Origin of the sequence: Collinsella vaginalis, from assembly GCF_900176655.1 — a bacterium.
Lineage (GTDB): Bacteria > Actinomycetota > Coriobacteriia > Coriobacteriales > Coriobacteriaceae > Collinsella > Collinsella vaginalis.
In genome coordinates this window covers 302,123-314,894 of the sequence record NZ_LT838844.1, presented here as the reverse complement: position 1 = coordinate 314,894, position 12,772 = coordinate 302,123, and the positions used below count along the sequence as shown (strand labels likewise).

Here is a 12,772-nt window from a genome sequence, read left to right as displayed (position 1 = left end):
TTCATCTCGCTGCACGAGGCCTCCGCGGGCTCTCGCCCGTGCCTTCGGATCGCGCACCGAAGATCCTCGCCCCTAACCTCATGCCATCTAGGTCGGAAATAAACCAGTTTATTTATTCCATGTTCTTACCTCTATTATGTTCTGCTGTTTATCAATCTTTGAAACGTGTTCTTGACAAAACCGGTTTACTATCCGACCATCTGCTGTACCACCAGAGAGCCCCATAAGATTGGAGTTTGAAGATATGGCTGAGCAGTATGCGAACCCTAGCGCCTTTAGCATGGACAGTTTCCGCCTTGACGGCCAGGTCGCCCTCGTGACCGGTGCCTCCTACGGCATCGGTTTCGCCATCGCCACCGCGCTGGCCAAGGCCGGAGCCAAGATTGCCTTCAACGATCGCGATCCCGAGAAGATCGCCGCCAGCGAGTCAAGCTACGCCAAGGAGGGCATCAAGGCCAAGGGCTGGGTCGCCGATGTCACCAAGGTCGACGAGGTCGAACAGCTCGTGAAGGACATCGAGGGCCACTTTGGCACCACGCCGGACATCCTAGTCAACAACGCCGGCATCATCAAGCGCATCCCCATGCTCGAGATGACCGCCGAGGACTTCCGTCAGGTTGTCGACATCGATCTCAACGGGCCGTTCATCGTCTCCAAGGCATGTCTACCCGGCATGATCGCAAAGAACCATGGCAAAATCATCAACATCTGCTCTATGATGAGCGAGCTCGGCCGCGAGACGGTCGCCGGCTACGCCGCGGCCAAGGGCGGCCTCAAGATGCTGACCCGCAACATCTGCTCCGAGTTCGGTGAGCACAACATCCAGTGCAACGGCATCGGGCCCGGCTACATCGCCACACCGCAGACTGCTCCGCTCCGCGAGCGCCAACCCGACGGCTCACGTCACCCGTTCGACAGCTTCATCGTCGCCAAGACGCCTGCCGCGCGCTGGGGCACCCCGGTCGACCTCATGGGCACTGCGGTCTTCCTGGCCTCCGATGCCTCGAGCTTCGTGAACGGCCAGGTCATCTACGTCGACGGCGGTATCCTCGCCTACATCGGCAAGCAACCGCAGTAGGCCCTTGCGAAGCGCAGCCCGACTGTGCAGACGAGGATGCCCGGGCCGGAAGCCGACACCGGCCCTTATCGTCTTCTTTCCTTAAGGAGCGGCATGAAGCTATCTCTCGACATCATCTCGGACACCAACGAGACGCTCTTCTCCGCTCAGGGAACGGGCTTCCTCCAATTCGACATGTTGAACACGCCTTTCAGGTTGGGCGACCGCTTCGTGATCACCTCGAGCGACAAGATCACAGAACTTGAGATCCTACTCGATACGTCCCTCGGCGTGAGCCGTGTCCTGCTCACAGATGGGCACCTGGAATTCCCCATTCCTTTCGACAAGCGCCGCAGGGCGTACCCGCCAGCCGCCTTCGGCGGCAACCGGCTATGGGGGTATATCCGCGCACTCGACCCTCGAGAGCGCCGCAACTACCGCAACCTCTCCCTCAACACATACGACCTACCAGGGCAAACCTCGGTATTCCCGCATGCATCGACCAACTCGGGCACGGCCGACGAGCGGTTCATGGCGCGCAACGCCATAGACGGCGTCACCCAGACCCGCCTGCATGGTGAATGGCCTTATGCATCGTGGGGGATCAACGGAAGACGCGATGCCTGGATCCAGATTGATTTTGGATGCATGGTCGAGGCTGACGAGCTCAGGGTTTTCTCCCGAGCCGATTTCCCTCACGACAGCTGGTGGGACAAGGCAGAGGCGATCGCGAGTGACGGCAGGTCACGCACGCTCGCTCTTGAGAAGACCGGCGCCCCACAAACCTTCGGCCTCGGAGGCGGCCCCCTCAGCTGGATACGTATCCAAAACCTTCATCAGGGTGAGCCTGGAAAGTTCCCAGCCCTCTCACAGGTCCAAGTATGGGGCAGAAGCCTGTGACCGACTGATGCGGCCGTTTGCAGGAGGGCGAGGAGGCCCCTCGCCTATTTTGTCTTGCAGCTCAAACGAAACGACACCCTACCGCCCTCAGGCACGATATCCACCCTAACTGCCTGGAACCCAGGGGTCAGATTGAAGACGCGCTCCGTTCCGTAAGGCAAGTGCAGTCCCCCCTCAAGAACCTCCAATGTGATAACCCCGGCCTCGAAGCCGGACCCATCCAGACGGCAGATCGAAAGGCGATCAGCCGCTACCTCAACCTGCTCGCATGACCGGCCGATCAAGGGGAGCACGAACGTCCCGGCTGAGATCTCGGCACGCACGGCGACCCCGTCCTCATCGAACCTGTATCGAACCGTGTACCGGCTTTCGGGCAGCTCCACATGGCGGGCATCTCTGAGCACGCCCGTCGCGTGGACAAGGGGTGCGGTAGCCCGCGAGCAAACCATATCAGCCCGCAAGTCGAAAATGCTGCTCCAAACTGCCCGGCCATCCTCCAACTCGATGCGGGGCGCCAATGACTCGTGGCGCACACCGCAAGGCACCTGCATATTTGCAGGCTCAATCCTGCGGTATGATCCCATGCCTGCGGTGCATACGGCCCCGAACACCCTGTGGTGCAGCAAGGAGATCATGCCGCCCGACGTGCAAGCGTCTTGCTCGTACTCCCAATCTGTCGCACAGACCGTTGCACGCATATCGCCTTTGCGAATCACGGCCACACCCAGGTCGGGGTACTGCTCAAGCGGTTGGGAACTTCTGGGGGTCCAGTCCGCGCCATCACCCTCCATATCATCCATCAGCCCCAGATCGATCGCCCCCGCGAGGGATTTTACATGGTCGAACGTATGATGGATGCAGGAACGCTGCCCTGCATCGACATAGTGGGGGCCGCCAGCAAGTAAGCCCTGTCCGTCACAGCAGCGGAAAATCAAACCGAGGTTGGCACGGGAGGCAGCGAGTAGCTCACCGCGCACGGGCTCTCGAGCGCCGCGGGCTGCCAGCGCCAACCCGAGATACGACCCGTCGGTCGTGCGGCTCCCCCAGTAGGTCCATTTGAACTTCCGTGTGCCGAAGCTGTTGTCCCAACCACCGTCGGGCAGCATAAAACCCAGATGCCATAGGAACGCTCCGCGCACGCGTTCCATCAGCCCCAGATCATGGCGCTCGCACGCGTACCGGGCCATGATGGGAAGGCTCTCCTCGACGTTGTAGCCTATGTCAACGGGCCTGCAGCCCCTTGACGACAGCCTGTGGCGAGGCACTCCCTCACCGAACAGCAAGCCGCTATCCTCAAGGCATGTGATGGCAAGCTCCATCGAGCGCTCCCCGCGGGCGCAGTACCTCTTGACGCCCAAAAGCGAGCCCGCTCGCTCGAGCGCATAGGCGAGCCCGATGCTGTAGTTCACGTTGTTCTGATCGAGAGTATCGCAACCCGTCAGGAATTCGGCGGCACGTGCCAGGCGTCCCGCCCACAAATCGTATGTTTGCCCTTCGAGTAGATCACTGTGATAGCGCAGGCAGTCGGCAAGTTGTGCAGCATAAAACACCGTGATGCCATTCCAAGACGAATCGATGTCGTTGAGCAAAGATCCATCAGCCCGGCTCAACGTCACTTCGGTCCAATCGAAGAGAGCCTCGGCGCGAGCGACCCAACTTCGATCGCCGGTCTGCTCAGCCATAACGAGAAAGGGGTGCATGGCATCTGCGCATCTGCCGTGTATGCGCCCGCATGCTGGGCACAGCAGCGCGCCGTCGAGATGGGGGTCGCCCGTCCCCTCCACCTGCAGCCTGGCTAGAGACTCGCACCAAACCGAAAAGCGTTCATCCAAAACTGCCATGGTCTCCCCTGCACGTAAAACGACTCCCTTGCATGCGCCAGGGAGCCGTGAGCTTCGTATCTATCGAGGCCCGCTTGCCGAAATGCTTACAGGCCCTTCTCTTTCATGAAGTCGATAAGGTGCGTGACAGGATCCGCAGGCACCATCTGAGAGGTGACCTCGACGCCGCGGTCCATGATCTCGTGGAACATCTTGGCTTCTTCGGGAGACATCGACAGCGAGGTCTTCACCGCGATGCGACCCTCGGCACCGCCGATGTTGCCAACGTTGACCTTTGTGATCGGTAGACCGAGATCCATCAGCCTGAGGATGTCAGCTGGGTTCTCACAGACCATGAACACGCGCTGGCCTTGGTAACGGCCCTCCATGATCTGGCGCGCCGCACGCTCTGCAGGGATGAACGATGTCTTCACGCCGGCAGGCGCGGCCATGCGGAGCACCTTCCTCAACACTTCGTCCTCCGCCACGCGGTCACACGGAATCATTATGCGCGTTGCTTGGAGCGTGTTGGTCCACATGCCCACAACCTGGCCGTGGAGAAGTCGGTCGTCAATGCGGATGTGAACAATGTCGTCCATCGGGTTCATGGCGATAATCCCTTCAAATGCGGTTGAAACAGGTTGCAGGTACAGGTTAAGCGAAGAAGCCGGTGCAGCCGAGTATGAGGCCGAGGGCACAGACGATGGCGATGACCTTGTTGGACGTCATGCCCTTACGAGAAAGCAGCATGTAAACCAGGGCAACGGCGATCAGGGGCAGCATTCCGGGGAGAATGCCGTCGAGCATTCCCTGAATCGGCTTCTCGAGGTCCCCCATGACGTACGTGCCGCTCAGGGAGATCGAGATGACCGTGGTGATCATCGCACCGACAACCGTGAGACCGAGAACCGAGGCGCACTCCGTGATGGGCTTGAGGTGCTCGGTGATGGTATCGACCGCGCGCTCACCCTGGGTGTAGCCGATCTTGAACAGCGTCCAGCGGACAGCCATCATCGCGAAACCAACCGCCAAGTAGATAAGGCATCCGACAGGAGAGCCTTCAAGTGCCTGGTATGCCGCGAGCGAGCCGCACACCGTCTGGAGCACCACGCCGAACAGCGAGTCTCCGACACCTGCGAAGGGGCCCATGAGACCAGTCTTAAGGCCGGCGATGGCTTCGGTACCCTTGCTGCCAAGACGAGACTCGACAGCACTGTTGATGCCGAGGATGCCCGGGGTGGCCTGTGGGCTGGAGTTAAAGAACTGCAGATGGTTGGCAACGGCGGCGTGCATTGCCTCATCGTCGTCGCCGTAGACCTTCTTGAGGACGGGGAACATGGAGAAGCAGTAGCCGGCACCCTGCATCTTCTCGTAGTTCCAGTTCGCCTGGCTGAAGAAGTACCAGCGGAAGAACACCTTGCGGAGCGTGGCCTTATCGAGCTCAACGTTGCCGCGGCCGTCGGCGGGCTGCAGGGTTTCGTTATTCGTCATCGTCAATCGTCCCCTCAATGGTGGAATCGGCGGAAACAGCAACAGGAGCAGCGGCTGCGAGCACAGGCTGAGCTGGCGCCTTGATCAGCTCCGCATATTTGAGGCCAGCGGCGATCAGGCCGACGATGGCGACGCCGAGCACCGGGACCTTGAGGTACGCGGCCAGAAAGAAGCCCAGCAGCGCGAACATCCAGTAGCGAGAGAGGGGCAGATAGCGCAGAAGGATTGCGAGCCCCACAGAGGGAAGCAGGCTGCCCACGAACTTGAAGCCGTTGATGAGCCACTCGGGGGCGACGGCAGCGGCGGTTGCGATAACCTCCTGGCCGAGCAGCAGGCAGGCCAGCATAGGGATGATGCGTGAGAGTGACCACGGGATGATGCCCATAACGACACCGGCCTGGACCATACGCCAGTCATGCCTCTCGCATGCCTTCTCGCACAGATGCTGAAAGTAGGTGTTGGCGAAGCGGGCGAGCACGTCAAGCTGGACCAGCAAGACGCCGGTCGGGACGGCGATCGCAAGGCCGATCTCCTTGCTGCCACTCGTGACGGCAAAGGCGGTGCCGATCAGGGCACCGGAGGTGTAGTCCGGAAGTGAAGAGCCGCCAAACGTGCCCAGGCCGAGGACCATGAGCTGCAGCGTGCCACCGATGTACAGACCAGTGGTCATATCACCCATGACGACGCCTGCGAACAGACCCGCGATCGCTGGCTGCCAGGTGTACCACATCGGACAGAGGTGGTCCCAACAGGACACGGCCGCGTACAGGGTCAGCAGCAGAATTTGCCAAGCCTCCATTACGAATCCCCTTCTCTCATTTGATTCCTATCGCGGCGACCCGCCGCATATTGCAATACGAACACGAACCGGCCCTTCCAATCACACCTCCCGATTCCGGTTCCCCGCTGTTGGCCCAATATCACGTGCAACCGGCGTGCCCAAAGCACCAACCGATCGATCACCAAAGATGAAGCTCCCTGTCGTTGAGCTTAAGGAGCGCCTCAATGAAGTAGTAGTCGCTGAAGATCAGGGGCGTGTGCTGACAGGTGAGGTCGTCGTAGGCGACCGTCCCCATCCGCACCAAACCATCCACCGCCGGGCTCCAATCGCAAAACCTCTCCTCGGTCGCACGCAGGATGCGGATCGCCCACTCAAGATAGTGGTCGCGCTCGAACCCCCCGATGTGCCGGGCGATTTCGATGAACCCGCAGGCCGCACAGCACCCGGCGCTCGAGTCCCAGATCACAGGATCGGCGGGGGCGCGGAAGTCGAGTAGGGCGACATCGCCCGTGCGCGCGATCTCAGACATGAAGTAGTGGGCGACCTTCTTGGCGGTGTCCAGGTACTCCTTGCGCCCGGTGTAGCGGTAGCTGAGAGCGAAACCGTAAATCGCCCAGGCGGCGCCACGAGACCAGGAGGAACCAGCTTCATAACCCTGACCGGCGGGCATATCGAGCAGCTCGCCGTTCGCGGGATCGAAGATGGCGATGTGGCCGCAGGAGCCGTCCGCACGCACGAGCGTGCGCGCGACCGTGTCGGCATGCTGCTGCGCGATATAGGCGAAGCGCGGGTCGTCAATCTGCTCGCTTGCCCAGTACAGCAGCGGGATGTTCATCATGCTGTCGATAATCACCCAACCGGTCTTTCCCTTGTTCCACGCGCGAATGAAACGGCCGGCAGGGTTGTATCGGCCCGCGAGGATGGTGGCGGCGTGCATGCCGCGATCGTAGGATTTCTGGTTACCTGTGGTTCGCCAGTTGGCAACTGCGGAGGGCAGCCACATGAAGCCCACGTCGTGATGGATCCGCACGAACTCGTCGAAGGCCTCATCAAGCTTAGCCTCGACACCACGGGCCGTGTCCGCATAACGCTCACCGCCCGTAAGGCGGTACATCTGCCAGCAGATCCCTGGCCAAAAACCATTGGTCCACCAGTGGATATCATCGTGGGAGGACTTGTCGTCATAGCGGCCATCGCGCGAGACATACGGAATGCTGTCGCCGTTGCGCTCTACCTCGGCTGAGATCTTCTCATCGAGCCTCCCATAGAGGGACTCGACCCACACTTTGCCTTCTTCCACGTACTTGTTCATATTTCTCTCCTTCGAAGGTGATCTGCGGTTTGCGGGAGGTCAGCGTTCTCGAACCTTCGTCACTATCCGCGAAATCCCCACGGGGATGTCGTACACGACGGCATGTATCGCTGTCTTAGGAGCCATAAGATTGGTGTTGGGCTCTGCCTTGAAAGAGAACGGCTCGCCCTGGATACCGTCCTCGGCCGGGAGCACCTCGCAGACGCCCTCAGCCTCTTCCAAGGATTCGGCGGGAACGGCAAACCCGCAGTCGAACGCACGGCAAACGAGCGAGCTCTCGACCACATGAGTGCGAACATGCCCTTCGGCGTCCGGACGGATCCGCGTTGTGACGTGGACGCCGGAGCACGGCGACCAGACGCTCTCAAGCTCGCCGTCGAGCAAGCGCACGAACTCGCTCTCTGAGCGGACGCGGATCATCCCATCGACCTCAAAGGCGAGCATCGAATCGGGCGCTGCCTCCTTGAGCGAGTACGACGAAACCGATACTGAGAAGCCCCATCGTGTTGAGTACGCAAACTTGCAGTACTTCTCCTCGCAGTGGGTGAAGCGGCGCCGGCGGGTACGACCGCCGGTGTAGAGGGTCGCCTCGCCCCGATCGCGGCGGACAAGCATGCTGCCACCCACAACGGGAAACACGCCGTCTGCCAACTCGAGCGGCGAGACAGGGGTCTCCCAGATCGGGTCGCACGACTGGATCGCGAGCATGGCGAACGCCTTGCACGCCCACAGCGGGGACCCGGGCGCATTGTATCCCTCAGCCATATGGAGGTTTGGGTAGTGGTACCCAACCTGGAGCGCACCGGAGGAATCGGTACAAGGAAGAGATGCCCACGCGACAATGTTGCGGGCGACGATGCCCTTCGCGATGACCGGATCGACATCCACCGGAACGCCCTCGGCCCGCGCGAGCAGCGCCATCGAGTAGAACGCAGACTGCGCGAAACGGTAGGTCAGCGAACGACCATACGCGATAGACTCCCCCCTGGAGGAGAACCAGCGACGGAAATCAGGCTCAAAGGCAGAGGCGCGGCGCGCGAACTCCTCAGAGCGTTCGAGATCGACATCGCGGGCAAACACCGCGTAGACAAGCCCGTAAAAATGAAAGGCGAACGGGTTGTAATAATCCGTGTTGGCATTGGGACCGCCGACCGGGCCGTCCGTGTACCAGCCGTCTCCGCGATAGCAGGCGTCGATCCCGTCGAGGCAGCGCTTGAGAACCGCAGGGCTCCAAGGCATACCTAGGCTGCGGAGAGCGAGATTCACCAAGGTCGGAAAGAAGAGCCAGTTGTTATCCCAGACCTCATAGCGATTGACCTGACCGAGCCATGTCGCGACACGCTCTTGCGCATCTGCCGGAAGCGGCTCCCAAAGAATGTCGGGTGCGAGCAGGAGTGCGTATGCGATGGCAGCCATCTCGACGAACTTCTGGTCGTAGTCGCGGCATTCCCCCCAGTACTCAGCATGGGCGGGGTCCGTGCCGGCGATCAGCCCGGATCGGTAAACCTCCGCATAGGCAGCAAGTTCGTCGCCGCCAGCCCACATGGGGGCAAAGGCCCAAAGTGGGCGTGCAAACGCCTCGAACGAAGCTGTGTCCAACTCATAAGACACGCCGGCGCCAGGCAGGCTCACGCGCGCACAGGCATCTGAGAAGAACGGTCGCAAAGGGTTGATGTATCCCTCGGCGATAGCCGCCATCTCCTCGCGCGACATGTGATCGAGCCCACTGGCGTCGCTCGCGAACCGGTCAAGGACGGAGGTGGCGCGGCGCTTTACGTCACGAACACGATCGTCCTTTGATTTCATGCCGGACATCGCAGCCCCCCCATCTAAGAAACCGGTTTAGCTTTCGATTGCCCACCTTAACCTATCGCCCTCTGTGACACAAACCGGTTAACATGTCCGTAATATGCTTGTTATCTGCGATAAGATATCTTTTCAAAATATAAATGTCGCTATGAACGGTAGTAATTTATCGGTGAACGGCATGTTATGAGATGGATGTTGATAAACCGATTTATAATCCATCAGCATAGGCTAAATCAACCCGAAGTACCTGAGAGCCGCAGGTACTCCATCCTGCCATACGGGCAAGGCAACATAATCGGCTCTTTCCTTGACTTGTTCGAGCGCATTCCCAAGTGCGATAAAACAATCGACCGCCTCTGCCATCGACAGGTCGTTCTCCGAATCTCCAAAGGCATAGGTTCCAACACCGTCGTACCCAAGGTGCGCCAAGACCGCCCTGATTGCACTCCCCTTTGTGCATCCCGGCAGAGAGAATTCCAACACGTCATGGGTGAGATCGCAGCTCTCGAAGTGCGAGTTCAAGGCCTCAAGCAGTTCGGTGATTCGCACCTTCGAAAAGTCATGCACGCAGAACTTCGCAAGCGGCAGCTGCTGTGCAGCGGCCAAGAACCCCTCTGCATCGCGGGCGGCGGGGAAATTGGGATGCCGCGGCTTGGCCGCCGTCGGATAGAAGCCAAGCAGGCTTGTATTACTCTCGAACTCGGCGTCTATGCCCAGCTCCTCAAGCTTCGCGACCACATAGGACAGCAGATCCGGGCCTATACGGGCGTCTCTTATAACCTCGTCCCCTATCGAAACGTACGACCCGGCTTGTAGAATCCAGCCATGCGGGTCGAGGTCACGGAGCGTCTGCGGGATCTCGCACAGGCACGTCCTGTGCAGATAAACACCTTGTGCCCTTGCTCGCGAAGGCGCGCGAGGGCATTCTCTACAGCAGGGGATGGCCTCACCTCATCGTATCCTGGAACTTGTTCACCTCGCTTCGCCGCCTCGACATCGCGCCACACCAACGTTCCATCTACATCAAAGAACAGCAGAGCTTTATTTGATTCATACCTCATAGGACCGACCCTCAATTCTGTTACGGAGTGCAGGAACGGTATCGCCCAACCGCACCTGTTGTCTTTTTGTGATGACATCGCTATAAAACTAGTTTACCTTATTATTCAAGCAGACGTGCCGAATCGTTCCAGGAAAGGAAGCCACTCATGAAGATCGCCCTTATCAATGAGAACAGCCAGAACTCGAAGAACCCCATGATCGAGGCCGCCCTCAAGAAGGTCGTCGAGCCCATGGGCCACACCGTGTTCAATTACGGCATGTACGCCGACGCGGACTCCAAACCGCTCACCTACGTGCAGAACGGCATTCTTGCCGCCGTCCTGCTCAACTCCGGTGCGGTCGACTATGTGGTCACCGGCTGCGGCACCGGCGAGGGAGCCATGCTCGCCTGCAACTCCTTTCCCGGAGTGCTGTGCGGACATGTGGCCGACCCTCTTGACGCCTATACGTTTGCCCAGGTGAACGACGGTAACGCAGTCGCCATGCCTTTCGCCCTCAAAAACGGTTGGGGGCAGGAGCTCAATCTCGAGTACACCTTTGAGAAGCTCTTCGGGTTCGGTTCCGGCAACGGCTACCCCGCAGACCGCGTCGTGCCCGAACAGCGCAATAAGAAGATCCTCGACGGCGTCCGCGCCGTGACCATGCGTCCGCTCATCAACATCCTCGGTGAGCTCGACCAGGACCTGGTGAAAGGCGCCCTCGCCGGCGAGCACTTCCAGGAGTATTTCTTCGCCAACGCCACTGACGCGCTCATCATCGCCAAGGTTAGGGGGATCCTGGGCCTGTAGCCCGCCCCGGCGACCGTCAGGCACTCGCAACGGCCTCTGCCTTGAGGCCGTTGCTGTTTACTAAACCAGGCTATACTGATACGTGACGCCGCCTACAAGGAGATCCCGCCATGGCAAAAACGAAAAAGCGCATCACCATCAACGACATCGCTCAGATGGCGGATACATCCAAGACGACTGTCTCCTTTTACATCAACGGCAAAACCGATCGCATGGGTGAGGACACCCAAGAGCGTATCCGCAAGGCGATCCAAGACACCGGCTACGAGCCAAGCCCGCTCGCCCGCGGCATGAACGCCAAAAACAGCTCGCTCATAGGCGTGGTCATCGGCGATGTCACCAACACGTTCTCCAACCAGATCGTGAAGGGGATCGACTCGGTCACGGGTGCCAACGGGTACCGCATGCTCGTATGCAGCTCCAACTACGACAAGCAGAACGAGCTCGCCTACATCGATCGTCTGCTCTCCATCGGCGTGGATGGGTTCATCGTGCAGCCCACCGCGCAGTTCAAAGAAATCACCAAATCCATTACCGACGCCGGCAAGCAGCTCGTCTTCATTGACTCGAAACTCTATGACTTCGCTTCCAACTGGGTGAAAACCGATAACTACGAGGCCTCCTACCGTGCGATCCAAGAATGCGTCGACAAAGGATACAAGCGTTTTTTGGTGGTTCTTGCGCAGCCTGGTCTAGTGAGTAGCCGCATCGAGCGTTTCTCCGGCTTTGTCGATGCCCTCGAGGCCAACGGTATCGGCTCCACGCAGTTCCTGCTCGCGAATGACCGGGTTGACACTGAGGAGCTCCAGGACTTCCTTCGAGAGAACATCGATGGCGAGACGCCCACCCTTGTGTTTGCTCCCAACTGCTGGGCCCTGCCCGACATCTACCCTGCCATGCGCGAGTTCTACCCGCTCATGCCTGACCGTGTGGGTCTCCTGGGTTTCGACAACCCTGAGTGGGTGGGAGTGGCGAGCCCATCTGTGAGCGCGGTCCAGCAGCCCGCTTTCCGAGAAGGCCAAACTGCCGCGAACATCCTGCTTGACCTCATTTCCGAGAAAGGTGAGGTCGACCCGCATCATGTACTTGACTGCGAGGTCCAGTGGGGCGAAACCACGCTGTAGGATCCCTCTCGGCGGTAGCCCACATTCAGCGCGCTCGATCGAGCACCGTCACGTAGATCACGGCGACGATCGCAAGCACCCCGGGAACGACCTCCGGGGCGACGAGCGCGAACAATCCGGCGGGGAGCACCGTGCCCAAGATGCCGACGAGCGCCGTGGGGCGGTGCCGGGCACGGGGGATCTCGATCCCGTCGAGCGCGGAGGCGAGGGCGAGGCAGGCGGTGAACCCGAGACCGATGAGGGGTGCGAGGATCGAGGGGCCCCACGGGGCCAGCACCCCGATCCCCGCTATCACCGCAAGGGAGAGCGCGCACGTGAGCACCGCCGGCAGCAGGCCGTCCACGAGCGCCAACGTGCGCGTGCCGAACGGCAGCATGTCCCGCACCAGGCGCACGCGCACGTCCTCGCGAAAGACGAGCGAGAGCCCGCCCACCGCCGAGCGCGACATGACCAGGAGCAAGCCCCAGGCGATCAGCGCGGGCGGCTGCGGCTGGACCGCGATCAGCAGGGATCCCGCAGGGATGAGCACGACGCCCAGATACACGAGATGGATGATGCTCATGGGCTGGCGCAGATGGGACTGGAGGGCGCGGCGCACGAGCGTGCCGGCGCCGGCGCCGAGCGGGAT

The 12,772-nt window shown here is 60.4% G+C and carries 13 protein-coding genes; 4 read left to right on the top strand and 9 right to left on the bottom strand.

The annotated features are described in order from the left end of the window. The first annotated feature begins 280 nt into the window (after positions 1–280). Positions 281–1,078 (top strand): gluconate 5-dehydrogenase, encoded by a 798-nt coding sequence (locus CAP13_RS07535; protein ID WP_179185000.1) that lies wholly within the window; start codon positions 281–283, stop codon positions 1,076–1,078. A gap of 93 nt (positions 1,079–1,171) precedes the next feature. Next, positions 1,172–1,957 carry a hypothetical protein gene (locus tag CAP13_RS07530; RefSeq protein ID WP_085830990.1) on the top strand — a complete coding sequence of 262 codons (786 nt, stop codon included), beginning with the start codon at positions 1,172–1,174 and terminating at the stop codon, positions 1,955–1,957. A gap of 44 nt (positions 1,958–2,001) precedes the next feature. On the opposite strand, the gene CAP13_RS07525 is transcribed toward CAP13_RS07530, so the two are convergent. From CAP13_RS07525 to CAP13_RS10530, 8 genes are all read right to left on the bottom strand, one after another. Further along, positions 2,002–3,798, bottom strand: coding sequence for an ulvan lysase-like protein (locus CAP13_RS07525; RefSeq protein WP_085830989.1), 1,797 nt, complete (start codon positions 3,796–3,798; stop codon positions 2,002–2,004). A gap of 86 nt (positions 3,799–3,884) precedes the next feature. Continuing rightward, on the bottom strand, positions 3,885–4,376 hold the full coding sequence (locus CAP13_RS07520) for a PTS sugar transporter subunit IIB (protein ID WP_085831164.1): 492 nt from the start codon (positions 4,374–4,376) through the stop codon (positions 3,885–3,887). A 55-nt stretch (positions 4,377–4,431) separates the two neighbouring features. Next, positions 4,432–5,268 (bottom strand): PTS system mannose/fructose/sorbose family transporter subunit IID, encoded by an 837-nt coding sequence (locus CAP13_RS07515; RefSeq protein WP_085830988.1) that lies wholly within the window; start codon positions 5,266–5,268, stop codon positions 4,432–4,434. Next, positions 5,258–6,067, bottom strand: a complete 810-nt coding sequence (locus CAP13_RS07510; RefSeq protein ID WP_085830987.1) for a PTS mannose/fructose/sorbose/N-acetylgalactosamine transporter subunit IIC — start codon at positions 6,065–6,067, stop codon at positions 5,258–5,260. Before CAP13_RS07510 ends, CAP13_RS07515 begins: the two co-directional genes overlap by 11 nt. Before the next feature lie 160 nt (positions 6,068–6,227). After that, positions 6,228–7,361 carry a glycoside hydrolase family 88 protein gene (locus tag CAP13_RS07505; RefSeq protein WP_085830986.1) on the bottom strand — a complete coding sequence of 378 codons (1,134 nt, stop codon included), beginning with the start codon at positions 7,359–7,361 and terminating at the stop codon, positions 6,228–6,230. Positions 7,362–7,400: 39 nt separating this feature from the next. Further along, a complete protein-coding gene (locus tag CAP13_RS07500; RefSeq protein ID WP_085830985.1) occupies positions 7,401–9,176 on the bottom strand; it encodes a DUF2264 domain-containing protein in 1,776 nt (591 codons plus the stop codon). A 222-nt stretch (positions 9,177–9,398) separates the two neighbouring features. Then, positions 9,399–9,989 (bottom strand): HAD family hydrolase, encoded by a 591-nt coding sequence (locus CAP13_RS10315; RefSeq protein ID WP_281249007.1) that lies wholly within the window; start codon positions 9,987–9,989, stop codon positions 9,399–9,401. After that, the gene (locus CAP13_RS10530) at positions 9,959–10,231 is read right to left on the bottom strand and encodes an HAD family hydrolase (protein ID WP_179184998.1); all 273 of its coding nucleotides are present in this window, start codon (positions 10,229–10,231) and stop codon (positions 9,959–9,961) included. The genes CAP13_RS10315 and CAP13_RS10530 overlap by 31 nt, the downstream gene beginning before the upstream one ends. Positions 10,232–10,378: 147 nt before the next feature. Here CAP13_RS10530 and CAP13_RS07490 point away from each other — a divergent pair, with 147 nt between their 5' ends. Both CAP13_RS07490 and CAP13_RS07485 read left to right on the top strand, forming a co-directional pair. Beyond that, positions 10,379–11,020, top strand: coding sequence for an RpiB/LacA/LacB family sugar-phosphate isomerase (locus CAP13_RS07490; RefSeq protein ID WP_085830983.1), 642 nt, complete (start codon positions 10,379–10,381; stop codon positions 11,018–11,020). 110 nt (positions 11,021–11,130) lie between these two features. After that, entirely contained in the window at positions 11,131–12,144 is a 1,014-nt protein-coding gene (locus CAP13_RS07485; protein ID WP_085830982.1) for a LacI family DNA-binding transcriptional regulator, read from the top strand. 25 nt (positions 12,145–12,169) lie between these two features. On the opposite strand, the gene CAP13_RS07480 is transcribed toward CAP13_RS07485, so the two are convergent. Beyond that, positions 12,170–12,772 (bottom strand): hypothetical protein (locus tag CAP13_RS07480; protein ID WP_218775330.1); only part of this gene is annotated, 603 nt, incomplete at its 5' end.